Origin of the sequence: Synechococcus sp. RS9902, assembly GCF_014279635.1 — a bacterium.
Lineage (GTDB): Bacteria > Cyanobacteriota > Cyanobacteriia > PCC-6307 > Cyanobiaceae > Parasynechococcus.
Window position 1 is genome coordinate 228,274 of record NZ_CP047949.1, and the last position, 25,360, is coordinate 253,633.

The 25,360-nt window shown below is 64.0% G+C and carries 24 protein-coding genes and 1 tRNA gene; 10 read left to right on the forward strand and 15 right to left on the reverse strand.

Features of this window, described 5'->3' with window-relative positions; translation table 11 throughout:
• The 5 genes from SynRS9902_RS01065 to SynRS9902_RS01085 form a co-directional block, all read right to left on the reverse strand.
• Complete coding sequence (locus SynRS9902_RS01065) at positions 1 to 1,191, reverse strand: FAD-dependent oxidoreductase (RefSeq protein ID WP_186509666.1); 1,191 nt, start codon at positions 1,189 to 1,191, stop codon at positions 1 to 3.
• A complete protein-coding gene (locus SynRS9902_RS01070) occupies positions 1,188 to 2,243 on the reverse strand; it encodes a Glu/Leu/Phe/Val dehydrogenase dimerization domain-containing protein (protein WP_186509667.1) in 1,056 nt (351 codons plus the stop codon). Before SynRS9902_RS01070 ends, SynRS9902_RS01065 begins: the two co-directional genes overlap by 4 nt.
• Positions 2,243 to 3,280: an SAM-dependent methyltransferase gene (locus tag SynRS9902_RS01075; protein ID WP_186509668.1), complete on the reverse strand. Its 1,038-nt coding sequence runs from the start codon at positions 3,278 to 3,280 to the stop codon at positions 2,243 to 2,245. The genes SynRS9902_RS01070 and SynRS9902_RS01075 overlap by 1 nt, the downstream gene beginning before the upstream one ends.
• A gap of 69 nt (positions 3,281 to 3,349) precedes the next feature.
• On the reverse strand, positions 3,350 to 3,931 hold the full coding sequence (rdgB, locus tag SynRS9902_RS01080; protein WP_186509669.1) for an RdgB/HAM1 family non-canonical purine NTP pyrophosphatase: 582 nt from the start codon (positions 3,929 to 3,931) through the stop codon (positions 3,350 to 3,352).
• Positions 3,928 to 5,391, reverse strand: coding sequence for a phosphoglucomutase/phosphomannomutase family protein (locus tag SynRS9902_RS01085; RefSeq protein ID WP_186509670.1), 1,464 nt, complete (start codon positions 5,389 to 5,391; stop codon positions 3,928 to 3,930). Before SynRS9902_RS01085 ends, rdgB begins: the two co-directional genes overlap by 4 nt.
• Positions 5,392 to 5,444: 53 nt before the next feature.
• Here SynRS9902_RS01085 and SynRS9902_RS01090 point away from each other — a divergent pair, with 53 nt between their 5' ends.
• Positions 5,445 to 6,920 (forward strand): TM0106 family RecB-like putative nuclease, encoded by a 1,476-nt coding sequence (locus SynRS9902_RS01090; protein WP_186509671.1) that lies wholly within the window; start codon positions 5,445 to 5,447, stop codon positions 6,918 to 6,920.
• Here SynRS9902_RS01090 and SynRS9902_RS01095 read toward each other — a convergent pair.
• Positions 6,902 to 7,696 carry a glycine cleavage T-protein gene (locus SynRS9902_RS01095; RefSeq protein ID WP_186509672.1) on the reverse strand — a complete coding sequence of 265 codons (795 nt, stop codon included), beginning with the start codon at positions 7,694 to 7,696 and terminating at the stop codon, positions 6,902 to 6,904. The two genes, SynRS9902_RS01090 and SynRS9902_RS01095, sit on opposite strands and share 19 nt — an antisense overlap.
• On the reverse strand, positions 7,693 to 8,265 hold the full coding sequence (pyrE, locus tag SynRS9902_RS01100) for an orotate phosphoribosyltransferase (RefSeq protein ID WP_186509673.1): 573 nt from the start codon (positions 8,263 to 8,265) through the stop codon (positions 7,693 to 7,695). The genes SynRS9902_RS01095 and pyrE overlap by 4 nt, the downstream gene beginning before the upstream one ends.
• A 56-nt stretch (positions 8,266 to 8,321) precedes the next feature.
• On the opposite strand from pyrE, the gene SynRS9902_RS01105 reads away from it, so the two are divergent.
• From SynRS9902_RS01105 to SynRS9902_RS01120, 4 genes are all read left to right on the forward strand, one after another.
• Positions 8,322 to 8,822, forward strand: coding sequence for a hypothetical protein (locus SynRS9902_RS01105; RefSeq protein WP_255446161.1), 501 nt, complete (start codon positions 8,322 to 8,324; stop codon positions 8,820 to 8,822).
• A gap of 12 nt (positions 8,823 to 8,834) precedes the next feature.
• Positions 8,835 to 8,907, forward strand: a tRNA-Ile gene (locus tag SynRS9902_RS01110).
• Between the two features lie 13 nt (positions 8,908 to 8,920).
• The gene (locus SynRS9902_RS01115; protein ID WP_186509675.1) at positions 8,921 to 10,204 is read left to right on the forward strand and encodes a hemolysin family protein; all 1,284 of its coding nucleotides are present in this window, start codon (positions 8,921 to 8,923) and stop codon (positions 10,202 to 10,204) included.
• 37 nt (positions 10,205 to 10,241) lie between these two features.
• Positions 10,242 to 11,249, forward strand: a complete 1,008-nt coding sequence (locus tag SynRS9902_RS01120) for a Gfo/Idh/MocA family protein (RefSeq protein WP_186509676.1) — start codon at positions 10,242 to 10,244, stop codon at positions 11,247 to 11,249.
• Between the two features lie 15 nt (positions 11,250 to 11,264).
• On the opposite strand, the gene SynRS9902_RS01125 is transcribed toward SynRS9902_RS01120, so the two are convergent.
• Complete coding sequence (locus SynRS9902_RS01125; protein ID WP_186509677.1) at positions 11,265 to 14,453, reverse strand: glycoside hydrolase family 15 protein; 3,189 nt, start codon at positions 14,451 to 14,453, stop codon at positions 11,265 to 11,267.
• 36 nt (positions 14,454 to 14,489) lie between these two features.
• Between SynRS9902_RS01125 and SynRS9902_RS01130 the strand changes: the two genes are divergently transcribed.
• On the forward strand, positions 14,490 to 15,224 hold the full coding sequence (locus SynRS9902_RS01130; RefSeq protein WP_186509678.1) for a WecB/TagA/CpsF family glycosyltransferase: 735 nt from the start codon (positions 14,490 to 14,492) through the stop codon (positions 15,222 to 15,224).
• Positions 15,225 to 15,228: 4 nt separating this feature from the next.
• Here the strand turns inward: SynRS9902_RS01130 and SynRS9902_RS01135 are convergent, their stop codons facing one another.
• Together SynRS9902_RS01135 and tgt are read right to left on the reverse strand one after the other, a co-directional pair.
• Positions 15,229 to 15,372 carry a photosystem II reaction center protein K gene (locus SynRS9902_RS01135; RefSeq protein ID WP_025362038.1) on the reverse strand — a complete coding sequence of 48 codons (144 nt, stop codon included), beginning with the start codon at positions 15,370 to 15,372 and terminating at the stop codon, positions 15,229 to 15,231.
• 31 nt (positions 15,373 to 15,403) lie between these two features.
• Positions 15,404 to 16,522 (reverse strand): tRNA guanosine(34) transglycosylase Tgt, encoded by a 1,119-nt coding sequence (tgt, locus tag SynRS9902_RS01140; protein WP_186509679.1) that lies wholly within the window; start codon positions 16,520 to 16,522, stop codon positions 15,404 to 15,406.
• A gap of 29 nt (positions 16,523 to 16,551) precedes the next feature.
• Here tgt and cobS point away from each other — a divergent pair, with 29 nt between their 5' ends.
• Positions 16,552 to 17,322 carry an adenosylcobinamide-GDP ribazoletransferase gene (gene cobS, locus SynRS9902_RS01145; protein WP_186509680.1) on the forward strand — a complete coding sequence of 257 codons (771 nt, stop codon included), beginning with the start codon at positions 16,552 to 16,554 and terminating at the stop codon, positions 17,320 to 17,322.
• Here the strand turns inward: cobS and SynRS9902_RS01150 are convergent.
• On the reverse strand, positions 17,282 to 18,403 hold the full coding sequence (locus SynRS9902_RS01150; protein ID WP_186509681.1) for a sensor histidine kinase KdpD: 1,122 nt from the start codon (positions 18,401 to 18,403) through the stop codon (positions 17,282 to 17,284). The two genes, cobS and SynRS9902_RS01150, sit on opposite strands and share 41 nt — an antisense overlap.
• A 340-nt stretch (positions 18,404 to 18,743) precedes the next feature.
• Here SynRS9902_RS01150 and SynRS9902_RS01155 point away from each other — a divergent pair, with 340 nt between their 5' ends.
• Positions 18,744 to 19,112 carry a DUF3155 domain-containing protein gene (locus SynRS9902_RS01155; RefSeq protein ID WP_011363271.1) on the forward strand — a complete coding sequence of 123 codons (369 nt, stop codon included), beginning with the start codon at positions 18,744 to 18,746 and terminating at the stop codon, positions 19,110 to 19,112.
• Here the strand turns inward: SynRS9902_RS01155 and SynRS9902_RS01160 are convergent, their stop codons facing one another.
• Complete coding sequence (locus SynRS9902_RS01160) at positions 19,113 to 19,685, reverse strand: alpha/beta hydrolase (protein WP_186509682.1); 573 nt, start codon at positions 19,683 to 19,685, stop codon at positions 19,113 to 19,115.
• A 56-nt stretch (positions 19,686 to 19,741) separates the two neighbouring features.
• On the opposite strand from SynRS9902_RS01160, the gene purH reads away from it, so the two are divergent.
• Together purH and SynRS9902_RS01170 are read left to right on the forward strand one after the other, a co-directional pair.
• On the forward strand, positions 19,742 to 21,304 hold the full coding sequence (purH, locus tag SynRS9902_RS01165) for a bifunctional phosphoribosylaminoimidazolecarboxamide formyltransferase/IMP cyclohydrolase (RefSeq protein WP_186509683.1): 1,563 nt from the start codon (positions 19,742 to 19,744) through the stop codon (positions 21,302 to 21,304).
• A 54-nt stretch (positions 21,305 to 21,358) separates the two neighbouring features.
• Positions 21,359 to 21,817, forward strand: a complete 459-nt coding sequence (locus SynRS9902_RS01170; RefSeq protein ID WP_186509684.1) for a DUF4079 domain-containing protein — start codon at positions 21,359 to 21,361, stop codon at positions 21,815 to 21,817.
• Between the two features lie 7 nt (positions 21,818 to 21,824).
• Here the strand turns inward: SynRS9902_RS01170 and SynRS9902_RS01175 are convergent, their stop codons facing one another.
• The 3 genes from SynRS9902_RS01175 to SynRS9902_RS01185 form a co-directional block, all read right to left on the reverse strand.
• Positions 21,825 to 22,433, reverse strand: coding sequence for a DUF1997 domain-containing protein (locus tag SynRS9902_RS01175; RefSeq protein WP_186509685.1), 609 nt, complete (start codon positions 22,431 to 22,433; stop codon positions 21,825 to 21,827).
• 61 nt (positions 22,434 to 22,494) lie between these two features.
• Entirely contained in the window at positions 22,495 to 23,694 is a 1,200-nt protein-coding gene (locus SynRS9902_RS01180; RefSeq protein WP_186509686.1) for a 4-hydroxy-3-methylbut-2-enyl diphosphate reductase, read from the reverse strand.
• A gap of 110 nt (positions 23,695 to 23,804) precedes the next feature.
• Positions 23,805 to 25,277 carry an ammonium transporter gene (locus SynRS9902_RS01185; protein WP_186509687.1) on the reverse strand — a complete coding sequence of 491 codons (1,473 nt, stop codon included), beginning with the start codon at positions 25,275 to 25,277 and terminating at the stop codon, positions 23,805 to 23,807.
• Positions 25,278 to 25,360: the final 83 nt, after the last annotated feature.

Sequence of the window (25,360 nt, forward strand, 5' to 3'; positions counted from 1 at the left end):
TCAGGCGCGGACGGCGGCGCGTTGGTGGCTCCAGCAGGAGAGATCCACCGTTGGTTGCTCTCCACTGGCCAGGCGTGCCAGGGAATCACCGATTAGGGGGGCGAACTTGAAGGCCTGGCCGGAGCCTCCTGCAAACAGGCTCAGCTTCGGGGTGAGCCGGTCCAGTACGAAGTTCACGTCGCTGGCCATGGAGTAAGGGCTGATTACGGTCTCCACCCGCTCCTGCACACCCTCCAGTTCGTTGAACAGGAAGGTGTCGAGTAGCTCCACCAGGCGAGCGGGTGGCTCGGTCACCATGGCGTTGGGTTCGGCGACGCGCAGCTCCCGCGGAGCCCAGTCGATGCCCGCCTTGATCCGGGGGCGGCCATCCGCCGTTTGGCTGAGGACGGGGAATCCGTAGTAGAGGCCACCGTCATCGCCGCGTTCCTGCTGGAAGCAGAACCACTGGGGGTAGCGATCGGCCAGTGCCGGGTCGACCGTGTAGTGGGCCCAGAGCATCGGCCACACCTCCAGTTTGGGTGAGAGGCCAAGAGGGGCCAGCAACAGCTGGCTCCAGATCCCACAGGCCACCACCAGCTGTCCGGCGGCGATGTGTTCGCCGCTTTCCAGGGTGACGCCACCGCCATCGGCATCGAGGCCCGCCACGGGGCAGTGCTCGATCAGCTGATGGCCGGCCTTGCGGGCGGTGTTGATCCAGTGGGCCACGACCCTGTCGCTGCGCACGGCTCCGGCGGTGGGCTCGAACAGTCCGGTGAAGCCCGGCCTCGGCTTCAGCGGGAAACGGGCCGCGATCTGGTCGGCGTTGAGGGCCTCATAGGGGATGCCCTGATCGTCCATGACCCGTCGGGCCCCAGGGATCGACCCCTCGATCGTCTCTTCATCCCAGCTTTCGCCGTAAAAGAGCAGGCCGTGGGTCTCCCGCAGTTGCTGACCGGCGTGGTTTTCTTCCTCGCGCCAGAGGCGGTTGGCCTCCTGGGCGAGACGGCAGAGCACCGGGTCGGAATACATCTCCCGGAACATTCGGGTTTCGCCATAGCTGCTGGCTTTGGCGTGGGCCAGGGTCTGGGCTTCCAGCAGCACCACATCGCGCACGCCACGGCGGGCCAGGGATGCAGCGCAGCTGAGGCCGGCCATGCCGCCGCCGACGATCACGACGGCTGCCCGGCTGGGCAAGGACGCTGGTGCGGTCATTCGCTTTCTCCAAAGCTGAGGCCGATGGGCTCGGTGGAGGGTGTTGCAGCCACCTCCTTAAGGGCTGCACCCACAGACAGGCCCTGTTCGCGCTGATTCAGATAATCGCTGGCCCGTCGGCGCACTTCATCGCGAACGAAGGCATAGACGTCCTTGGCACCAGCGTCTTTCCAGGCGTCGGGGGAGAACCGCTCGATTGAGTCGGCGATCACAGCTCCTGCATTCACCAGGGGGTCTGGCAGCACCCGCACACCGCGGCGACGCAGGTCATCCGCCAATTGGGGTTGCTGGAAGGGGGCATTGGCGGCAGGCACCACGGCGGGGGTTTTCAGCGCCGACGCCATTTCGGCGTTGATCAACCCGGAGATCGAGCAGGGCAGCAGCAGGTCGAGGTTCAGTTCCCACCAAGCGCAGCTCTCCGGCAGCGGCGTTGCGCCAGGAAAACTGGCTTTTTCTCGGTCCAGATCCACGGTGAACACGGTCCAACCGTGCGCGACGAGATGGCGGGCAACGGTGCCACCAACGGCACCGCAGCCGTGCACGAGGGCCCGGCCGGGGCGGGCGTCGTTGAGGTCCTTGTCCAGAACGGCCTCCACAGCACCGAGGGTGCCGTGGGCGGTGGCGGCACTGGCGTCCACAGGGCTGCCGACCGCCGCCAGCACATGGGGGGTGAGCGCCGTCAGACGCTCCATGTCCTCCAGGCTGGTGTTGAGATCGCAGCCGGTGATCATCGCGCCGTCAAGCGACTCCAGTAGCTCAGCGGTGACGTTGATCAGCTCATCCTTGACGGCATCGGGCTCAGCGGCCCGGGCAACGATCTTGCCCCCGGCGAAACCGGTGCCGTAAAGATCGTGCTTGTGGGTCATCAACCCCGCCAGTCGCTGGCCGTCTGCGATGCAGGCCTCGTCGCTTGGGTAATTGAGCACCCGCAGGCCTCCGTTGGCGGGGCGCTTGGCATCGGTGTCTTCCGCCACCACGAACACCGAGAGGTGATCGGAGACGTGTTCCGCCAGCACCGACACGGTCGGCGCTGTTTTCTTGCCGCTGCTCATCAGGCCACCTTCTCCATCATCTGGTGGTGTTCGACGTAGTCGAGGCTCCATTCGCTGGGGGCTTCGGCGATGCGCTGCTGCAGCCGTTCGAACACCGTGTCTGCTGCGGTGTCGCCGGCAGCACTGGCGAAGCTGTGGCGGCTCCAGCTGCGGATCGTCGCCATCAATCCGGCGGCGAAAGTCGCCGTGTCACCGTTCTCGTTCCAGCGGCGTCGGTAGGGGCACTTCACGTAAACGGTGCGCTCGTCCACCAGCCGCAGGCCGTTGCGGTAGGCGGCGCTGCTCTCGTCCTTCAGCGGAGCCATGAACTCCTCGGGGGACTTGTAGAAGTTCAGAACCGTGCCTTGTTGGTACTGCTCCTGGCTGATCAGGCCTTCCTCGGCCATGCCCCGCCAGATCTGGTGCAGCTGGTCGTGCACGTTGCGGGTTTCGCCGCCGTTATGGCCGAGATAGAGCCCTGCTTCATCACGGGAGAGATTCACCGTCAGCAGGCGCCCGCCCACTTTCAGTTCGCGGCTGCGCAGCTCGAGGATGTGGTTCCAGTCCTTCATCGCCTGGGCGGTGAAGCGCTGAAGCGCGTCGGCATCACCGGAGGCCAGCACATGGGTGTGGCTGTTCAGGGGGCCGGGGGAGACGCTCAGCCAGTGCATTGCCGTGGCGGAAAAACCGAAGCTCACCGAGTTCGGCGCCACAGAGGGCTCGTAGAAGCTGCGGGCACTCACCAGCACCGTTGGTTTCGGATCCCGGGGGATCTGCAGGGCCAGGTTGTTGGCCAGAGCAATGTTGTCGTTGCTCGGCAGGTCGTTGCCGATCAACGTCAGGTGGGCCTTCGGCTGGTTGGCATGCAGGCGATCCAGCACCTGGTTCCAGAGCCCAACGGCGGTTCCACCATCGGCAGCTCCGTAATCGATCAGGACATGGCTGTCAGCGACAGCCAGTTGATTCACACAAGTCAGGGCCCAGTCCGAGGCGGCTTCGATGCACAGAAGAGCGCCCTCGGTCTGCGCGCTGTAACCCGTGGTCATGGCGATGGCCATGGACCTCGTCAGCGGCAGGCCTCACCGTACAGACCATGCCCCGAGAGCCTTTGTATCCCAGGTTCTTCTTCAGCTTGCTTCGAGCAACTGGCGCAACTTGGGTTCCAGGAGGCTGAAGGCTTTGCCCCGGTGGCCGTGCTGCTTTTTCTCCGCCAACGGCATCTCCGCGAAGGTGCGGCTGGTTCCAGCAACTTCGAAGATCGGGTCGTAGCCGAACCCCTGATCTCCCCGGGGTGCGGCCGTGATCAAGCCGTCGCAGCGGCCTTCCACCTCCAGCAGGATCGTGCCGTCTGGGGCGGCGACACAGAGCGCGGCGCAGAAATAGGCCTGGCGTTGGTCTGAGCCGTTCAGGGCCTTCAGCAGCCGGGCAATGCGTTCCGGGTCGGTGGGGGCGTAGCGGGCGGAATGAACACCCGGAGCGCCATCAAGCGCATTAACGCTGAGGCCTGAATCGTCGGCCAGGGCCCATTCCCCTGTGGCGGCGGCAACCGCTTGAGCCTTGAGCCGGGCATTGGCGGCAAAGGTGGTGCCCGTCTCCTCGACCTCCAAGCCTTCTGGCTGGGGTTGCACGCTGACGGGCAGGGCCTGCAGCAGACCCTGGAATTCACGAATCTTGCCGGCGTTGCCGCTGGCGATCACAAGGGTCTTCATGCGGCCTCCGCAAACTGTCGGGCCCAGGCGAGAACCTCGTTCACCCGCTCGGCATCCGGCCCTTCGCAGTAGAGCCGCAGCAGCGGTTCCGTGCCGGAGAAGCGCAGCATCAGCCAGTGGTTCGGCCCCATCCTCAGTTTGATCCCGTCGGTGCTGATCACTTCCAGCACGTCTGCGCCGGCTACGGTCGAGGGCGTGCTCTGGTCCAGCAGCGTCTCGAGACGTCGGCGTGCCTCCATGTCGGCCAGGCGCAGGTCGAGTCGGTCGTAGTGACTGCTGCCTCCATGCTGTTGCTGGAGTGCATCCAGACGCGCACCCAGGGGTTGCTTCCCTTCCACCAGGGCTTCCAGCACCAGCATCGCCGCGAACAGGGCGTCCCGCTCGGGAAGGTGCATGCCGAAGCCCACACCACCGGATTCCTCTCCGCCGATCAGCACATCCCCGGCCAGCATCTCTGCGGCGATGTACTTGAAGCCCACCGCGAGCTCCAGAACCTCGCGTCCCTGGGCCTCCGCCACCAGCCGCATCAGATCCGAGCCGCTCACGGTCTTGACCACGGTGCCCGGCAGCTGGCGGGCGCGGGCCAGGTGATCGATCAACAGGGGCATCAGCAGCTGGGTGCTGCAGAACCGGCCGGTTTCATCCACGGCAGCGATGCGGTCACCATCGCCGTCGAACACCAATCCCACCGCAGGAGTTCCGGCGGCCGTTGAGGCTTTCACGGCCGCGATCAACGCCCCGAGGTAGGGCGCAAGGGGTTCCGGCGGATGACCGCCAAACAGGGGATCACGGTCGCTGCGGATCTCGTCCACAACGCCAGCGGCTTCAGGGCCGAGCAGCTCCGTCACACAGCCGGCGGCTGATCCATGCATCGGATCGACGATCACCTTGAGGTTGATGGCCTTGAGGCCATCAACCAGGGCACTGAGATCCAACTTGCGGCGCAGCCCTTCCAGATGCTCGCCGCGCCCATCAAACCGGGGGACTTCCGCCTTGATCGGTGCCGTGATGCCGCCGGCCGCCAGACGTCGTTCGACTGCGGCTGTGAAGTCTCCCTCGACCGATCCACCAAAGGGTCCTTTGATCTTCAGCCCCAGCCATTCCGGTGGGTTGTGACTGGCGGTGATCACCAACGCGCCCAGGGCTTTGCGCTCCACCACGGCCCAGCTGCAGGCCGGCGTGGGCACAGCGGTGTCGGTGAGCAGGGGTTCCAGTTCACAACCCCGCACAGCGGCTGCGATGGCTTCCGCCAGTTCTGGAGCCAGAAAGCGCCGGTCGTAACCGATCACCACCGTTCGGCTGTTGAGACCTTCGGGGGCGCGATGGGCGAGCTCCTGAGCCGCGGCAGCGGCAACGGGCAACAACCGCTCAACTGTGATGTCGACGCCGGTGATCCCGCGCCAGCCATCGGTGCCGAACTTGATCGGAGCTGGACTCAGAGGGATGGGAGTCGATGCCATGGCACAGCCTGCACTTCAGTGGATCTAGCAGCTGGCAGCCGTAGGGTCGGCGGATGGGTGACACCCCGGCTGCCGACAACGCTCTCACCGACCGGTTGCTGCGCAGTTGGCTGCGTTGCCGTCGCAAGGCCTGGCTCGATCGCCACGGGAATCCTGCCGAGCGGCGTTGGACGGCCCATCGCAATCTCCTGCTGGACGACCAGCAGCGCTGTTTTGTGGCCTTGCTGCCCCGCAAGCCTGGCCATGGCATCGCCGCCTGTGCTGCCGGAGCCGAGGCCGTGGTGGGTCTGCGCCTGAAGGGGCTTGGCCCATCCGGTGAGCCGTTGGAGGCACACCCTCCACTGCTGCGGCGGGTCAAGGGGCAGAGCCGCTGGGGTGACTTCGCCTATCAACCGGTGCTGGCCCGTCAGGGCCGCCGCACCACCCGGGAACATCAGCTGCCGCTGGCGCTGATGGCCCTGTTGCTTGAGCAGCATCAGCAGGGGGACGTTCCGTCGATGCTGGTGCTCGGCGGTGGTGGCCGGCGCCTGGAACAGGAGCGGCTGCATCTCTCAAGTGGTCTGCGCCGACAGCTGTCGGAGGGGCTGCGCAAACTGCGCTCTGACCTCGAGAGCCCGGTTCCTCCTCCGCTGGCCGCTGACCGCCGCAAGTGCTCACTTTGCAGCTGGCGTGTCGCCTGCAATGCCGTGGCGGCGGAGGAAGGGCATCTGAGCGAGGTCAGCGGCATCGGCGCCAAGCGGCGCGAGATGTTGCTGGAGCTTGGGATTCGCGGCTTGTCCGATCTCGCCGGGGCTGATCCGTTGCAGCTCGCCAAGCAGCTGCAGCGTTTTGGGGATCAGCATGGTGAGGTGGCCGCATCCCTGGTGGCTCAGGCCCGGGCGCAGCGGGATGGACGGGTGGAGCGTTTGGATGCCTCAGCGGCACTGCCGGAACTGCAGGACTGTGCTGGTGTGCTGCTCTACGACATCGAATCCGATCCCGACGCCCGTCACGACTTCCTTCACGGTTTTCTGGTGTTGCCCAGAACCAAAAGCGGAAATTGGGATCTGGCATCCGTGGCGTATCACCCGATCCTGGCCCTGGCGGAGCATGGTGAAGCCCGTTGCTGGCTTCGTTTGCAGCGGTTGCTGAATCGCTATCGGGGTTGGCCGATCCTCCACTACGGGGAGACAGAAAGCCTGGCCTTAAGGCGGATGGCTGAGCGGCAGGGTGCTGCCGAGGCCGAGGTGCTGCAACTTCGTCAGCGGTTGGTGGATGTGCATGCCCGGGTCAGACATCACTGGCGCCTACCCCTGGCCAGTTATGGCCTCAAGGCCGTGGCTGTTTGGCAGGGGTTCCAATGGAGTCAGGCCGGTGTGGATGGGGCCAGGGCCCTGCTCTGGTGGCGGCAGTGGCAGGGAGAGGGGCCCGACCGACGCGGCACCAGGCACGGGCTGCGCTGGATCTTCGATTACAACCGCGACGACTGCCTGGCCACCTGGGCCGTAGCCGACTGGTTGCTTGAACAGGATCAGGCGTCGGGATCCTGAAACGCCTCAGGTTGACGGATCTGGAGCTGTTCTCCGTTGGGACCTTCCAGCGTTGGACTGGCCAGGCACTGGCGGCGCACCAGGGCCAGCCCAAGCCAAGTGCCATCGCGTTCGAGCGCACTGGTGATCACCCCGGCTCGCTCGCCATCCAGCGTGAGCTTGGCGGCGGCCGCCAGCGGACTGGGGCAGCTCCAACAGCGCAGCTGTTGCTTCACCCCTGCCTGGCCGATGAGTTTGGCCATGGTTTCCTGGCCGAGGTAGCAGCCTTTCTCTGTGCTGACCTGAGCGATAAGCCCAAGCTCCAGGGGGTTGGTCTCGCCATTGAGTTCACCGGGTCCCGGGGGGAATCCGCTTTGAAGCCGCCATTGCTCTAGAGCCGTCGCGGTGGCTGCTTCCCCTGATGCCCAGGGCTCCGGCAGGGCCGCATCCGGATCGCACCACACGGCTGCAGCCATGGGCTCGAGCCACTGCAGTCGGCGCAACTGGCCCAGGGGTTGGAGGCGAACCCGATCGGCTGGAAAGATCACCTGATCAAATCCAGCGTGAACGGCAGAGGCCTCTCCCGCCAGAACGATCACATCGGCTCCTTCTGCATCGAAACGAAGTTCCAGCACGGCCCGCAAGCGTCCCGTTGCGGTCAGCCAGCAGGTCTGAAGCAGATCCCCGGATTGGAGTGCGTTGAGGTCAGCACTGGTCTGCCCCTGAAGAAACTGGCGAGCTCCGCTGCCGTTCAAGCGCAGCCAGGGAACCTGGGCGTCCCAAAACAACTTGCTCATGCCGGCACGAAGGCGGCGATTTCAGACAGCTTGAAAAGGCTGATTAGTTCAAGATTGTCTGCCGCCATTGCGGCGTCACCGCCTTCCTCACGGTCGACGATGGTGACAACCCGGTTCACCTCGTAGCCGGCGTCGCGCAGCTGCCGCACTGCCTTGAGGGATGAGCCTCCTGTGGTGACAACGTCTTCCAGCACGGTGATGCGTGCTCCGGGGGCGGGGAGCGGACCCTCCAGCCAGGCACCGGTGCCGTGGCCTTTGGCTTCCTTGCGCACGATCAGTGCATCCAGCTCCCGACCTCGATCGGCGGCGGCCATGGCAACACCGCTCACCAGTGGGTCTGCTCCGAGGGTGAGACCAGCCACGGCCAGCGCATCGGCCTCCACGTGGGTGAGCATCGCCCGGCTGATCAGCGCCAGGCCGGAACCGCTCAGGCTCACGGGTTTGCAGTTCACGTAGTGCTCGCTCTTGCGGCCTGAAGCCAGGGTGAAGTCTCCGCGTCGGTAGGCCAGGGTGGCCAGACGGTTCAGCAGTTGCTCCCGCTCAGTCGGGACACTCGACGATTCAGACATGGGGCTGGCCGCGCTTCGCAGATGTCCTTAGTTTGCGCTTAGAGCTGATTCATCCGGTGCTGCTGCGGTCGTTCTTTGGTTCGAGCCTGCTCCTGCTCGCCGGCCCATCGGTTTTGGCGGGTCCGTTGGTCTGCACCACCAGTGTTGAGGCGCCTCCGCCCGGCAGTGGTGGTACTCCCGTCGAAGTCACGGTGTGCCACCCCACGGAGACCACAAGTGAGCTGGTCAACCGTCGCTTCTACACCTGGACCTCGCCCATGGCCCGGGGCGTGGACCCCCTGCATCAATTGACCGATGTTCTGGGGATTGCTGTTGGCGGTATCGAGGGGAATCGGGTCATGGGATTCGGCTTCCCCGACCAGACCCTGATCTGGGATGGGTCGGCACTTCAGAACACGACGGGAGCCCTGCTGGAGGAGCAAAGTCCGCCGCTGCCGATGCGAACCCTGGATATCTCGAGCGGTTTCAACGGCAGCCTGGCGGCCACCGAGACCATCGAAGCCGTGCCGGATGCGCCCTCAGACGATCACTTCCCCGGCGTGACTCCCCTGTGGTAACACTCTCCCCATGGGGGTCTAGCAATCTGGTGAATGCAGCGAACTCATAATTCGCCTAAGGCGAGTTCGATCCTCGCGACCCCCATTCCCCCCTGTTGATGCGGCTTCTTCTGCTGGCTGTTCTGCTGGTTCTGCCGGCCTTCTTCGCGGCTGCAGAGGTGGCCTTGCTGCGGCTACGCCCCAGTCGCGTTGAAGTGCTCGTTGAGGAAGAGCAGGCCGGGGCCCGTTCCATCCAGCGTCTTCAGCGACGCTTGCGGCGCGCTCTGCTGGTGTCTCAACTGGGTGCAACCCTCGCTCTGGTGGCCCTTGGCTGGGCTGGCCGTGGTCTGGGGGGGCGGCTCTGGTCGGATGGGTCTGTGGGTGTCGCTTGGCGCGACACAGCCTTGTTCCTCAGCATCGTGTTGCTGGCCACGCTGGTGGCTGGTTTGCTGCCCAAGGCCTGGGTGTTAAACCGTCCGGAATCCTCGGCGCTTCGCCTGGTGCCGCTGCTGGAGGTGGTGATGCGCTGCCTGGCCCCACTGCTCAATCTGCTTGAGGCGCTGGCGGGCCTGTTGATGCGCCTGCTTGGCCTGGCTCCCCAATGGGATGTGCTGGTGCCAGCCCTTTCCGCTGGTGAGCTGGAAACCCTTGTGGAGTCTGGACGGGTCACGGGCTTGTTCCCGGATGAGAAGAACATCCTGGAAGGTGTCTTCGCCCTGCGGGACACCCAGGTGCGGGAGGTGATGGTGCCGCGCTCTGGGATGGTCACTCTGCCGGCCACGGTCCGTTTTGCGGAAATGATGGAGGCCGTGCATCACACCCGTCATGCCCGCTTTCCGGTGATCGGCCAGTCGTTGGATGACGTGCGTGGCGTGCTGGATCTGCGTCAGATGGCCGAACCGATCGCACGGGGTGAGCTCCAGGCCGATTCGTTGCTCGAGCCGTATCTCCAGCCTGCGGTGCCCGTGCTGGAGACCTGCACGCTGGCGGAACTGCTGCCGATGATCCGCAGCGGTCAGCCGCTCCTGCTGGTGGTGGATGAGCACGGCGGCACCGAGGGTCTGGTGACCGCAGCTGATCTCACCGGAGAAATCGTCGGTGATGAGGATCCCGCCCAGACCGATGAACCGGATCTGCTCGAAGAGAAGGACTGCCCCGGTGCCTGGCTGGTGGCCGGAGATCTGGAGATTTTCGAACTCAATCGACAGCTCGATCTCGATCTGCCCGAGGCCGATGACCATCACACCCTGGCGGGCTTCCTGCTGGAGCGGCTCCAGCACATTCCGTCCGCGGGGGAAGGGCTTCATTTCAACGGCCTGCAGTTCGAGATCACAGCCATGGCCGGGCCGCGGATCGAGCGGGTCCGGCTTGTTCTCCCCAGCCCAGAGGAAGATTCCGACTGAAGGCCGATAGTCTTCCCCCAATCGACCGCCTGCGCTGATGTCTCCCGACCCCATGGTCCCAGTCAAGGTCGGGGTGATCGGCATCGGCAACATGGGCTGGCACCACGCGCGGGTGCTCAGCCTTCTGCGGGATGCCGATCTGGTGGGCGTCGCGGATCCGGATGCTGAGCGCGGCAAGCTCGCCACTGAGCAATTCGGCTGCCGCTGGTTCGCCGACTACAACTCCATGCTCTCGGAGGTGGAGGCCGTCTGCATCGCGGTCCCCACGCTGCTGCACCATCCCGTCGGTCTGGCCTGCCTGCGTGCGGGTGTGCACGTTCTGATTGAAAAGCCGATTGCGGCCAGTCAGGACGAAGCCACTGCACTGATCGAGGCCGCTTCAGCGGCGGGGTGTCTGCTGCAGGTGGGCCACATCGAGCGGTTCAACCCTGCCTTCCGTGAGCTCACCAAGGTGGTGGCCAACGAGGAGGTGGTGGTTCTTGAGGCGCGTCGCCACAGCCCCCACTCCGATCGGGCCAATGATGTTTCTGTGGTGCTGGATCTGATGATCCATGACATCGACCTCGTGCTGGAGCTGGCGAAGGCACCGGTGGTGCGGCTTGCCGCTGCCGGTGGTCGCAGTGCCGAAGGCCCGATCGATTACGTCAACGCCACGTTGGGTTTCGAGAACGGTGTTGTGGCCAGCCTGACGGCGAGCAAGATGAGCCACCGAAAAATCCGCAGCCTCAGTGCCCATTGCCGTTCGAGCCTGGTGGAGACGGACTTCCTCAACCACACCCTGCACATCCACCGCCGGGCCCACGAGTGGTATTCAGCTGATCACGGCGAGCTGCTGTATCGGAATGATGGCTTCATCGAGGAGGTGAGCACCACCTCGATCGAACCGCTCTATGCCGAGCTCGAGCACTTTCTGCAGTGCGTTCGCGGCCGGGAGACCCCTGCGGTGGATGGTCTTCAGGCCTCGCGGGCTCTCAAGCTGGCAGACCTGATCGAACAGGCCGTTGAACACCCGGATACGGGAGCGCCCCTGTGCGCACCGATCTGAAGGCTTTCACTGGGATTACACCAGCCCCTGCTCTTCGGCCAGTTCCCGCAACGCCGTGACCTGCCAGCGGCGGCAGTCACCGGGTGAGGACCGATAAAACTGCCCCCAGGCCTGGGCCTTGTATTGCGGGTAGTTCTCTGGACGAAGAGAGGGATGGCTCCGCTGCCAGCCCACCCTGACGGCATGACCGATCACCACGTCGAGGGCCAGGTCATCCTCGAAGCGCACCTCTGGATTGGCTTCGACAAAGGCCATCAGCGAAAGCAGGCATTCGCTGCAGAGTTGTCGGTATTCCGGTGCCTTGATCCGACTGAGCAAATGGTCGACCTGGGCGGCAAAGTTGCGCTCCCCTGGCGTCTTCTCGAGGACGAGGCTGCTGTTAAGGCGATTGCGCCGCTCCAGCTTGTCGCCAATCACCAGGCCGCGGCAGTGCTGAAGCAGCGACCAGATCCCGGCATAGAAATCGCGGGGAACTTTCTGTAAGGAACCCAGGCGGATGCGGTGTTGAAGCCAATCCCCACCCCCCGGTGTTTCCTCCAACGGGTCAGGCACTGACCACTGCACCCGGCCGCTCACGTGCAGCTGTTCGCCGCGTTGCAGGGCTGCTCTGGCATGGTCCACATCGGCGAGCACGGCGCGCAAGCGCTTGCGAATCGCATGGGGTGCTTCGCTGCAGAGGGCTTCAAAGGCTTCGTCCTGACTGAGCGTTTTCTCCACGGCCAGCTCTGATGTCAGCAGCAACATCAGCTGCCCCAGCTGCAGGGTGAGGCTCCCCTTCAGCAGCGCTGGCTCCCGCCGCGCCACGCTGTCGAGGGCGAGCAGGAGTTCCTGTTCGAGCATGCATTCACGGCCGTCGATTCCGCTGGTGGTTTCAATCCGCTCGGCGATGGCGGCACTGTCCATCGGCTGACGCAGCCGGGAGTCGCCGGTGTAGTTGCGCCCCACTACCACCTGTTTCTGGCGCACGAGGAGATCGGTGAGGGCATCTTCGAGTTGGGGATGCACCATCCCCATGGCGCCAGCACAGCGCCGCACCACATTCCAGTCTTCACAACGCAAGCCCCGTTGATAAACCTCCTCAAGCAGGGTGCGCAGGGCCACCGGATGGCCCTCAGGGCTGTGTTGAATCCCCTGGGGGCCGAGACGCCGTTGCAGCAATTCGAGCACTTCCGCCTGTTCATGCAGCAGCGCACTGTTCCAGAGGCGCTGGCTCAATTGTTCGATCGGTGTGTCATCGAGCTCCTGCTCCTCTGCGGCGGTCAGATCCCTCAGATCGGTGGCGTCGCGCAGAAGCGGTTTGGCTGGCTCGGAGCATGGAACCGGTTTCTGTTGGAGCGGCGGCAGCTGCACCTCCTGCGCCTGATCCACCAGTTCACTGAGGCAGCCCAAGCGGACAGGGATGCTTTCAATGACGCCGCTGCCGAGTTGCCGGGCCAGTTTGAGAATGACGTCGCGGTGCTGCTGCAGTGCTGCGTCGCGAATGGGGATCACCAGAAGGGGATGTCCCATGCCGCGCCAGTGTCGTTGCAGCAGATGCAGCTCGTCCACAACGGTCTCCAGCAGCTCCTCCGGGTCATCGGCCAGATAGCTGCTGACGTCTTCCAGCACGGACGGGGTGAACACACTGATGGCGCCGTCCTGGCGGTAGACCCGAGCCGTGTCTTCGGTTTCCACTCGGTGCCCCGGGCGTCCGCTGAGCTCCAGCCGCGGGTTGGTGCCGGCGGCTTTCAACCGTTGCTTCAGGTCGTCGGACGACTGCACCGAAATCATTGAGGTTGGGTCGATCGGCACCTCTGCAGCCAGCAGTGCCTGGCGCACGTCATCCGTCTCCGCAGCCATCGCCACAAGAACCCTGTCGGCGCCGAGCGACTGCGGCTCCCTGCGTCCACAGGGGTCAATGTCCTCGGGACGGATCAGATCGTCCAGCAGCATTTCCCCGAGCCACACCAGGCTCTGGGTCCAGATCAGCGGCAGGTTGGTGTTGGCCACCCGCTCCTGGCTGCCTGGATTGAGCCGTTCCTGATCGACGGCACTGGCCGGCACCTGATAGAGCTCGGGGTAGAGACGTTCGCCGTCCTGTTCAACGGCCAGCGTCTTGAGCTGGCTGTGCAGGCGCCGGGCCTCCTCCCAGCGCCTTTCGCAGCAGGCGGTGACCAGTTCGAAGGCCAGAAACAACGGCCACTCCGACTCGATCCCTTCAAAGGCGGCGAGCTCCTCCGGTTCATAGTGCAGGCGGTTGACGTCTTCCACCGCCGTCTGGTGACCATCCCGGAGGAAGCGTTTGTAGCCATAGGGACCGCCGAGTTCCCGTCGAATCCGACGGCCGGTGCGCTCCACCAGGGCGGCATCCTCCACGGCCCAGGCGGGATAACCAATCACCGAGAGGCAGGCACTGTCGGCTTCCTTGCTGGCGGATTCCCGCGGCAGGAGCCCTTGCAAGGCCCGCCGGAGCCGTGCGATGGCCCCCTGGGGAATCAGCAGGATGCAGCTGCCGTCGCCATGGGGGCCGTAGAGGTCAACCCCATCCAGGGCCTCCAGGGCGGCTTTGGCCATGCCGATCGAGCTGGCATTGCGCTCCGGCAAACCATGGTTGCCTTTGTCGCCCCGTTCCCAGATCCCGTAGTCGGGGGTGCGGTAGGCCCTGGCGATGTAGTGCACCAGGTTTTGGAGGAAATCCACTTCGTCACGGCTCTGCACCACGGCGCAGCCGCCCTTGGTCAACTGCGCCAGCTGCAGCAGAAACAACGAGGTGGCATCCAGTTGAAGATGGCCCCAGGCGTCATCGGCCACCACCGGCTCGCCGGTGCAGCTGTCGTACTTGGCGTGGAGGGCATCGAGGGGGTTGAGGCTCTCCTTGAAGCGCTCCACCTTCTCGGCCTGTCGCATCATCGAGCGCATCAGGCCGCGCATGAGGGCCACCACCCGCTGTTCCAGTTCCCAGAAGCGCAGGTTGTGCTGCCCCTGCTGACGGCGGTGTGCCAGGGCCAGTCCCCAAACGCACTGCACCGAATAGACGCAGTCCCGCACCCAGGCATCGCCGTAGTTGCCATGGATGGTGTGGGCGGTGCTGGCGGGCAGCAGGCCGCTGATCGGGTCCTGCCGATCGAGAACCACCCGTTGGATGGATTGATCCAGGCGCTGAAGGGTTGTGGCGTGGTTCTGCGGAAGGGTCTCCTTCGTCGTCACAACTATGCCCTCATCCATTACCGCCCCTAAATTCTCCAACGCAGCCCCACGGCCATGGACTCTGTTAGCACCGCTCCCGATGACCGTCGCCGCTGCCACGTGCTCGGCGTGCCGGTGGATGCCTGTCGTGATGTTTGTGCTGCAGCCCTTGGTCTGCATGCCCGGGGTGGCGGACGCATCGTCACCCTCAACGCTGAGATGACGATGTCGGCCCGGGCCGATGCAGCCTTGGGGCAGGCGATCGCAACGGCTGATCTGGTGATCCCCGATGGAGCGGGCGTGGTCTGGGCCCTGGGTCGCCAGAAGGTCCGGGTGGTCAAAACGGCAGGGATTGAGCTGGCCTGGACCTTGCTCGAGTACGCCGCTGCCCATCGATGGCGTGTGGCGCTGGTGGGGGCAACACCTGAGGTGATGGCAACGCTGCGTGCGGAGTTGCCACAACGCATCGGGGGCCTCAACCTGGCGCTCGCGGTGGACGGCTATCAAGCGCCCGAGGCTTGGCCGGGCATTGAGGCTCAGCTCAAGGCCTTGAAGCCGGATCTCGTGCTGGTGGCCCTGGGGGTGCCGCGCCAGGAAACATGGTCGCAACGCGTGGCGGCCGGTCAGCATGGATTGTGGATGGGTGTCGGCGGCAGTTTTGACGTCTGGGCCGGCATCAAGAAACGTGCCCCCGGCTGGATGTGCCGGATGCAACTTGAATGGCTCTATCGGCTCATTCAGGAGCCATCACGCTGGCAGCGCATGCTGTCGCTGCCGGCGTTTGCTCTGAAGGTGATCCGGATGGGCTGAGGCTTCAGCGGAAGCCCACAGAGGCTTGCCAAACGAAGGCCAGCAGCAGGAAGAAGACCGGGATCAACGGAAGAATGTCGATCAGCGGAGAGAAGGCCTGATAGGCCTCGGGCAGCTGTGCCAGCAGGTCGAGGGTGAAGGCGGCCATCCCTTGCATCAAAAAGGCGTTGGGCTGGACGCTACCACGTGTGATGGGCTGGCGAGTCTGGCTCCCAGGGAGCGAAATCCTCTGAAAAACAGCCGTCGCGGATGGCTTGTGCCATGGCCGAGGTGAAACGCACCAGATGGGTGATGTTGTGAATGCTCAACAAGGTGAGGCCCAGAAGCTCCTCGCTGCGAATCAGGTGATGCAGGTAGGCCCGGGTGTGACCGGTGCATGCCACACAGGAGCAGCTCGGATCCAGGGGGGTGTGGTCGTGGCGGAAGCGTGCATTGCGCAGGTTCCAACGTTCACCGCCCACCAGGGCGGTGCCATGACGGCCGAGTCGGGTGGGCAGGACGCAGTCGAACAGGTCGATCCCGTTGGCCACGGCAATGGCCATCTCGCGCAGGGTGCCGATGCCCATCAAGTAGCGCGGTTTGTGTGAGGGAAGTAGGGGCGTGACATCGCGCACGATGCGATGCATCTCCTCTGCGGGCTCACCAACGCTGACGCCACCGACGGCAATGCCAGGCAGATCAAAGGAGGCGACGGCCATGGCGCTCTCCCGCCGCAGATGGGGGAAACAGCCGCCCTGAACGATGCCGAACAGCGCCTGATCTTCGCGGGTGTGGGCTGTGACGCAGCGCTCGAGCCAGGCATGGGTGCGGCGACAGGCATCGATGACGTCGTTCTCCGTCGCCGGATAGGGCGGGCACTGGTCGAAGGCCATGGCCACATCGGCCCCGAGGGCCATCTGGATCCGGGTGGCATGCTCCGGCGTCATGTCGATGGTGCGTCCATCGCGGGGGTTACGGAACACCACGCCGCGATCATCGATTTTGTTGAGGTCCCCCAGGCTGAACACCTGAAAGCCTCCGGAGTCGGTGAGCATCGGGCCGTCCCAGCCCATGAACCGGTGCAGGCCGCCGGCCGCCGCCACGATCTCCTCGCCGGGCTGCAAATGCAGGTGGTACGTGTTGGAGAGCACCATCTGGGCTCCTGTGCGCCCCAGTTGCTCCGTGCTGATGCCCTTGACGGTGGCCAGGGTTCCTACCGGCATGAAGCGTGGTGTGTGCACCGGCCCATGCGGGGTCTGAAAGGCGCCGCACCGGGCTGATGTGTTGGCGCAATGCGCGTTGATCTCGAAGCCGAACACCGCTGATCTGCCCCTGCAATGACCCTACGGTGAGGGCCGATTGCATCCCTCGCGCCATTCCCAGGATTGTTCCGCCCTGGCTTTCCGATCTGGCGGGAGCCTGGATCTTTTACACGGTGCTGCCCGCATGGCCCTGGCCGCAGCCCTCGTTTCAGCGCATTGCCCGTTTCGCCCCCTGGATCGGGCTGCTGATCGGTGCACTGCAGGGGCTGCTCTGGCTGGCTTTGTCCGGGCTGGGTTGGCCTCCTGCTGCCTGTGCCCCCTGCGTGGTGGCTCTCGGCATCCAACTCAGTGGTGGGTTGCATCACGACGGCTTGATCGACACGGCGGATGGCCTCGGGGCGCCAGCGGAGCGGCGGCTCGAGGCCATGGAGGACAGCCGGGTGGGTGCCAGTGGGGTGCTGGCTCTGGTGATGGTGCTGCTGCTGCAGGTTGCTGCATTGATCCAGCTGGGTGGGCAGGCCCCGCTCGGGCTCTGCCTGGCGGCGTTCTGGGCCCGCGTGGCACCGCTCTGGGCCATGGCACGTTTCGACTACCTCCGTTCTGATGGAACTGCGGCGTTTCATCGCGAGCACGGCAGGCCGCTCTGGGATGCCCTGCCCTCACTTCTGGTGGTGGTTCTCTTGGCCGGTTGGGCGGGGGCCATGCCCCTTCTCCTGGGGGGCGTGGTGGCGATCCTGGTCGCCCAGAGCCTTGGGCGACGCCTGGGGGGGCACACCGGTGACAGCTATGGAGCGGCTCTTGTGCTCACCGAGATGATCACGTTGTTGGGTCTGGCCTTGCTCCTGCCGGCCAGCTGAGCACGAATGCATTGCCCTGAGCGGGCAGATCCGTAGCGATCGTGGAAGGCTCCACGCAGAGCGTGAGCTTGCGGCCCTGCTGCTCCGCCAGGGAGCGTGCAAGGGCCAGCCCAAGGCCGGTTCCCGCCCGGTCCTGTCCGGTGGACCCCCGTGCTCCCCGCTCGAAAATCAGGTCGCGCTCCTCCAGGGGAATCGGCGGCCCGTTGTCCCAGACGCAGAGACCATCGGGCAACAGGCACAGCCCCACGCTGCAGCCCGCTGGGCTGTAGCGGAAGGCATTTTCAAGCAGGTTGGCGACGATCTCCGCGATCGTTCCGTCCTGGGAGGGTTGATCAATCCACTGGGGCCACAGGTTCGGGCCCCGCCAGGGGCGGCCCTGCAGGCTTGCCGTCGCTTCCGCCCGCTCCAGCAGAGGCATCAGCAGGGTTTGCATGGTGGCCTCACCTTCGGCAGGCCCGGGGGGCAACAGGGTGGGGCCAAGGGGTTCCTGTTGGGGGAGACGTTGTTGCCCGAGGCCATCGAGCACATCGATGTACTGGCCGAGTTGGCGTTGTTCCGAGAGCATTCCCTCCACGAGTGGGCGGTGGGAGCTGTCGGCTTCGAGCCGCCGCAGTAGCAGTTGGGCGTAGGTGCGCAGGGCAGCCAGTGGATTTCGCAGCTGATGCACGAGGGTGCGCAGCTGGTCGTTTTGTTGGCTGAGTTCCTGGCGAAGTTGCAGGCATTCCAGGTCACGCCCCAGGGCGTGGCTGATGGCGGCGGCACTGCGCCGCATCCGTTGGTCCAGGGTCTGCGTCCAGCTCCGCTGCGGATCCAGGTCCGCGCGCAGGGCTCCCAGGATCAGACCGGCATCCTGGAGGGGATACCAGCGCCGTCTCTGGTGTGGCAGGCGCAGGTTCGGGTCGGCGTCGGCCGGAGGGAGCGACCGTTCATTGGCTGACCATTGCCGGATCAGCAGCAAGGGCGGGCCTTGCTGATTGGGTGGCGCACTGACGTACAGGCCCAGATGCTGAATGCCTTCTTTGGCGGTCAGATCAGCCAGCTGTTGATCAGCGAACTCGAAGAATCGATCGGTGAGCTGCATCAGATCCGACCGGTCAATTCAGGTGTTTGGGCAAGCCTGCGCCAGGGGGACTTGAAAAATCTGGGAAAAGTCTTAAGATCCTCTTATCGACCGAGGCGCTGTTCACTCTGAACAGACGCCCGCTAGCACTCACAACGGTTGCATTTGTTATGCGACCAAAGCTACAGCAGAGGTTGCAGTGTCCTCCGCTGGGTCCCGCTTGGGTGTTGGTTCCTGCCGGTGATTGTGGTGTGTCTGCAATTGCCTCGACGCGCTCCCTTGCGTCTGGCGTTTTCGCGCCGACGGCACCTGTTTGTTCTGACGATCCACCCCGTTCTTCCTTTCGTACCGGAGCCCTTCCATGTCCAAGAAGCGCAAGCGCATTAGCCGTCGTCGCCTGGCAGGTCAGCGGGTCCTGGCCCATGTGCCAACCCATCACCTCGAAACCGGTGAGTACAAGCCCGTGACGGCCGCTCGTCGTTACATCGCCGAGGGTGGACTGGTGCCTCCGGCGCTTCTGAACGTGCGCCGCAATGAGCACACCACCGACCGCTTCTTCTGGGGTGAGAAGGGTCTGTTCAGCGCTCAATACGCTGAAGAGAACCATTTCCTCTTCCCGTCATTGCGCACGATCGTTGATTCCATCGGTGAAGACAAGCTGTTTGAGGGTCTCGAGCTTGGCGCTGATGATTGGGAGGAAATGGAGGAGTACGAGTACGCCTTCGTTTGATCAGGCGTTCTCCAGAACACGCTCGATAAACATCAGAATCGGCTGCACCGTCTCATCAGGGATGGTGTGGCCGTTTTGGAATGAAAGCGTCTGACATTGATCGGGCTGCAACTGCGCAGCGATCGATTGCATGGCCTGGAACGGCACCACGGGATCGTCTGAACCATGCATCAGCAACACAGGGGGGTGTTGCTGGGGCGGAGCCCAGTTGGGGTGTGGATAGCCGCTGCAGCTGATCAGCCCTGCGATCGGCAGGGCGCAGCCGCCTTCCAGGGCCATGGCTCCTCCCTGGGAAAAGCCGAACATCACCGTTCGTTCGAGTCCAAGGCCTGAGCTGCTCAGGCTCTGAAGTTGAGTCTTGAGGCGCTCAACGGCCGCGGGCACGGCATCCCACTGGGCTGGGAACAGGCCATACCACTGACGCCCTCCCGGTTGGTCGGGATGGAGCTCAGGAGCCTCCAGGCACACCACATCAAGAGTCTTGGAACACTCTCGCGCCAGGCGATCGCCCAGGGGCTTGAGATCCTCTCCGTTGGCTCCCCAGCCGTGGAGCAGCACCAGCCGGCCATCCATGGGGCATGAGCATCACTGCTGCGTAGGTTGGCTCACGACCCAGTCACGACCCTTCGATGGCTCCTGTCGCTCTGCTGAGTGTTTCCGATAAGTCCGGGCTGGTGCCCTTGGCGGAGGCCCTGCATCGGACCCATGGCTATCAGCTGCTCTCCAGTGGGGGCACGGCCAAGGTGCTCGAGCAGGCCGGCCTTCCGGTGACCCGTGTGTCGGAGCACACCGGGGCTCCAGAAATTCTTGGCGGTCGTGTGAAAACGCTCCATCCAAGGGTGCATGGCGGGATTCTGGCCAAGCGGGGTGACGCGTCCCACCAGGCTGATCTTGAGCAGCAGAACATCGCCCCCATCGATGTGGTGGTGGTCAACCTCTATCCCTTCCGCGAAACGATTGCGCGGGCTGACGTCACCTGGGATCAGGCAATCGAGAACATCGACATCGGTGGCCCCGCCATGGTTCGGGCGGCCGCCAAAAACCATGCTGATGTGGCTGTTCTCACCAGCCCTGACCAATACGACCGTCTGTTGACCGCCATGGCGGAGTCGGGCGGGAGCGTGCCTTCGGAGCTGCGGCGCGAACTTGCCCTGGAAGCGTTTCAGCACACGGCGTCGTACGACACGGCGATCAGCCGCTGGATGGCCGACCAAACCGCCGCAGAAGACAGCCCCTGGCTGGAGGCGGTGCCGCTGCGGCAGACCCTTCGGTACGGCGAAAATCCCCACCAGAAAGCGCGTTGGTTCAGTCATCCCAAACAGGGTTGGGGTGGGGCCATTCAGCTGCAGGGCAAGGAGCTGAGCACCAACAACCTGCTGGATCTCGAGGCGGCCCTCGCCACGGTGCGGGAGTTCGGCTACGGAGCCGCTGGTTCCGCACCGGCCTTGCAGCCTGCCGCCGTGGTCGTCAAGCACACCAACCCTTGCGGTGTGGCGATCGGAGCTTCGATTCCTGCTGCACTGACGCGGGCCCTGGATGCCGATCGGGTGAGTGCCTTCGGCGGCATCATCGCCATCAATGGTGTGGTGGAAGCCACGGCGGCCCGTGAGCTCACCAGCCTGTTTCTGGAATGCGTTGTGGCACCGGGCTTCACGCCCGAGGCACGGGAGGTGCTGGCGGCCAAAGCCAATCTGCGCCTGTTGGAACTGGCTCCGCAGGCCATTGACCTGGCCGGCCCCGATCACGTGCGCAGCATCCTGGGTGGTCTCCTGGTTCAGGATCTCGATGACCAGGCGATCACGCCGGCCGACTGGACCGTGGCCAGCCAGCGGCCGCCCACGCCGCAGGAAAAGCAGGACCTGGAATTTGCCTGGCGATTGGTGCGTCACGTTCGCTCCAACGCCATCGTTGTGGCCAAGGATGGCCAGAGCCTCGGCGTGGGTGCTGGTCAGATGAATCGCGTGGGCTCAGCGCGGATTGCCTTGGAGGCTGCGGGTGAGAAAGCCCAGGGGGCTGTTTTGGCCAGTGATGGTTTCTTCCCGTTTGACGACACGGTGCGTCTGGCCGCCAGCCACGGCATCATCGCCGTGATTCATCCCGGCGGGAGCATGCGCGATGCCGATTCAATCAAAGCCTGCGATGAGCTCGGCCTGGCCATGCAGCTCACGGGGCGCCGCCATTTCCTGCATTGACGCTGGTGGGGGCCGCCGGCCCCCTAGCCTCGCGGCACTGAAGAGTCCCCTTCAATGCTCGCCACCCTCCCCTTCAGCCTCAATTTCGCTCACCCCCTAGCGGAGTGGGGCCTGCTCGCCGTTGGTGGGTGGGCTCTCTACCTGGGGATCAAGGCCAAGAAAACGCGCACTGGTACCCCAGAGCAGCGCAAGGAACTGGTGCCGAAAAAGTTCGCCCAGCGCCATTACCTCTGGGGCAGCATCCTCCTAGCCGTGATGACCCTCGGGACCCTGGGTGGCATGGCGGTCACCTATCTGAACAACGGCAAGTTGTTTGTTGGTCCGCACCTGCTGGTGGGTCTTGCCATGACCGGGATGATCGCCATTGCCGCCTCGCTCTCACCCCTGATGCAGCGGGGCAATGTGATTGCGCGCAAGGCTCATGTGGGCTTGAACATGGGCATGCTCACGTTGTTCCTCTGGCAGGCCGTCAGCGGCATGGAGATCGTCAACAAAATCTGGACCAACCGCTGAAGATCCTTCAGAAGGCTGCCCGCTGACGCGGTGGGCAGCTCAGGCCATGGGCGGCATGGAAATCTTCCTGGACCTTCCAGGTGAGCCGTCGTGAAATCTGACGGACAATCTGCTTGAGCAGATGATCACCACTGCTCTGGACCAACTGATCCGGGAGCATGGTGATCACCTTGGGCAGACGGATCCACACCTTTAGATCCAGGTCCCATTGGACGGAGGTGTGCTCCTGTTCGGGGATCAGGCGCATCCCCGCGCGGAAGTCGACGTCGTAGTGATCGCGCAGGGCGAGCGACTGCGGCACGGTTCGAACGGTTTCAATGCGGTAGATCCCTTCCTGCTGTGGCAGCAGTCGCAGAGCGATCGTGGGTTCCACCTCGAAGCCGAAGTTGCCGAACCGGCCCAGGGTCAGGCTGTAGGACTGCCGATCGATGGCCTCGACCTGCATCGGCCTGGCGCAACGTTCAAACCAGCTCTGATGGTCATCCAGGTAGCGAGCCACCACCGCTTGGGGCGCCAGCATCTGCATCGAATCCTCGAAGTGGCTGCTGTAGCAGCGCACCTGCGGGTCGGCACCGTGCAGCTGATTGTCGGTTTCAGTGGGCGACAAGACAGTCACGGATGGGGGAGCTGCCGGCGGAGGGCGATTAAAGATGAACCAATGTAAAGCTCTCTGCGCTTCAGTTTTCGCTCAATTGCATCAGTTTTTCGATCACCTCTTCCACCGCCCGATCCGGGGTTGAGGCACCGGAGGTGATGCCCACCCGAACGGGGCCCTCAGGCAGGAAATCGCCCTCACGACAGAGGTCGGCTGCCAGTGGTTTGTGCTCGATCGAATTGCTCCCAACGTCGATGCGCTCGGGCGTGTCGATGTGGAACGAGCGAATGCCGCGGCTCACGGCAATCTCCTGCAGGTGGGTGGTGTTGGAGGAGTTGAAACCACCGATCACCACCATCAGGTCCAGTGGTTCATCCACCAGGGAGAACATGGCGTCCTGACGTTCCTGGGTGGCGTCGCAGATGGTGTTGAAGGCCAGGAAATGGTCGTTCAGCTGGGTCGGGCCGTATTTGCTCAGCATGGTGCGTTCGAACAAGCGTCCGATCTCCTCGGTCTCGCTCTTCAGCATCGTGGTCTGGTTGGCCACCCCCAGACGTTCGAGGTCCCGATCGGGATCGAACCCTGGAGAGCAGGCTTTGGCAAAGCGTTTGATGAAGTCATCTCGGTCCCCTTTGCCGAGGATGTAATCCGCGACGTACTGGGCTTCCTCCAGATCGAGCACCACCAGATAGGTGCCGGCAAATGAGCTGGTGGCCAGTGTTTCCTCGTGCTTCACCTTGCCGTGAATGATCGAGGTGAAGGTGTGCTTCTTGTGTTTCTCCACGGTGTTCCACACCTTGGAGACCCAGGGACAGGTCGTGTCAACGATGTGGCAGCCCCGTTCATTCAGCAGCTGCATTTCCTGAACGGTGGCACCAAAGGCCGGCAGGATCACCACATCACCGGAGGTGACACCTGAGAAGTCCTTCACTCCCTGTTCAACAGGGATGAACTGCACATCCATCTCCCTGAGGTGATCGTTCACGGAGGGGTTGTGGATGATCTCGTTCGTGATCCAGAGACGCTCGCTGGGGTAGTGCTTGCGGGTCTCGTAGGCCATCGCTACGGCCCGTTCAACACCCCAGCAGAAGCCGAAGGCTTCCGCCAATCGGACGTTGAGCCGGCCGTGTTCCAGTCGGTAGCCGTTGTCCCGGATGGTACCGATCAGGCCGCTCTGGTAAGCCTGCTCAAGGCTTTCGGCCACTTCCTCAGCGCGCCCGAAGCCTCGCCGGTTGTAACGCTCGGAATGGTGGAGGGAGCGCTTGAAGGCGTGGGTGTCCATGGAGGGCGCTGGAGTGAGGCAACTCTATGTGGCCTGAAGCAGCGCTTCAGGCAGAAAAAAAGCCCGGCCAGTCGGCCGGGCTTGAGATCAGCAATTGATCCGAATCGGAATCAGTTGTTGATGGTGGAGAAACCGGCGTAGGCCTCCATGCCGTGTTCGCCGATGTCCAGACCTTCGGACTCTTCCTGTTCGGTGACGCGGATGCCGCCGAAGAGGGAGCCGATGATCTGCCAGGCGATGAAGCAGGTGACCACGGTCCAGATGGCATAGGCAGCAGCACCCAGAGCCTGGATGCCGAGCTGCTCAACGCCGCCGCCGACCAGAAGGCCGAGGCCAGAGCCGTCGCCCTGGACGTCGTAGCCCCAGAGACCGATCACGATCGTGCCCCATACGCCGCACACACCGTGCACGGAGAAGGCGCCGACGGGGTCATCAATGCCTGCGGCATCGAGAGCGGCAACGGAGAAGACGACGATGATGCCGCCCACTACACCAGCCACCCAGGAACCCGTCAGGGTGAGGTTGCCGCAACCGGCAGTCACGCTCACCAGGCCGGCCAGGATGCCGTTGATAATCATGGTGAGGTCAGGCTTCTTGGAGGTGAGCGTGGAGATCACCGTGGCGCCGATGGCACCACCGGCTGCACCGAGGGTGGTGGTGACGGCCACGTAGGGAACCCACTGGTCCATGGCCAGCTGGGAACCGGGGTTGAAGCCGTACCAGCCGATCCAGAGGATCAGAGCGCCAAGGGTGGCGATGGACATGTTGTGGCCAGGGATCGCCTGAACCTTGCCGTCGACGTATTTGCCGATGCGAGGTCCAAGCAGCATGGCGCCGACCAGGCCGGCCCAAGCTCCGACGGAGTGCACGATCGAGGAACCAGCAAAGTCGATGAATTCGACGCTGCCAACACTGTTGAGCCAGCCACCATTCCATTCCCAGCTGCCAGCAACTGGATAGATGAAGGCGGTGAGGACCAGGGCGAAGATCACGAATTCGCCGAACTTGATCCGCTCAGCCACAAGACCGGAAACGATCGTGGCAGCGGTTCCGGCGAAGGCCGCCTGGAACAGGAAGTCAACGGTGGGAACCAGGCCTGCATCGCTGATGGTCTCAGCGGTGACGGTCGGGTCGAAGAAGAGGCCCCCGAAATACAGCCAGCCGTCGATGACGGAGTCGCCGTACATCAGGGAGTAGCCCACGAACCAGTAGGCGGTCACCGCGAGGGCGAACACAAACAGGTTCTTGGCGAGGATATTGACGGCATTCTTTTGCCGGCACATGCCTGCTTCGACCATGGCGAAGCCGGCATTCATGAAGATCACCAGGATGGTGGCGACCAGAAGCCAGAGGTTGTTGGCCAGGAAAGCAGCGGAGAGCTCAGGCAGCTCTTCGGCCTTGGCCGACAACGTGAAGATGCCAAGGCCCATGAGCGCCAGGGGCGCGCAGGCGAGCCAGGTCATGGCGCGGTTGGAGCTGAAGCCACGGATGCCCTTCAGGAGCAGCATCGGGCCTTCCAGGAGGCTTGCCTCCTGCAGTGTTTTGCGCCGCCTTTGTGGTGGCGCGTGGAATGCAGTTGTCATGAACGAGGGTGCAGAGCTGCGTGACACGCCTAGTTGTAACTAGGCGAACCAGCCCACGCTGCACGTCAATCTCGTCTTTCTAT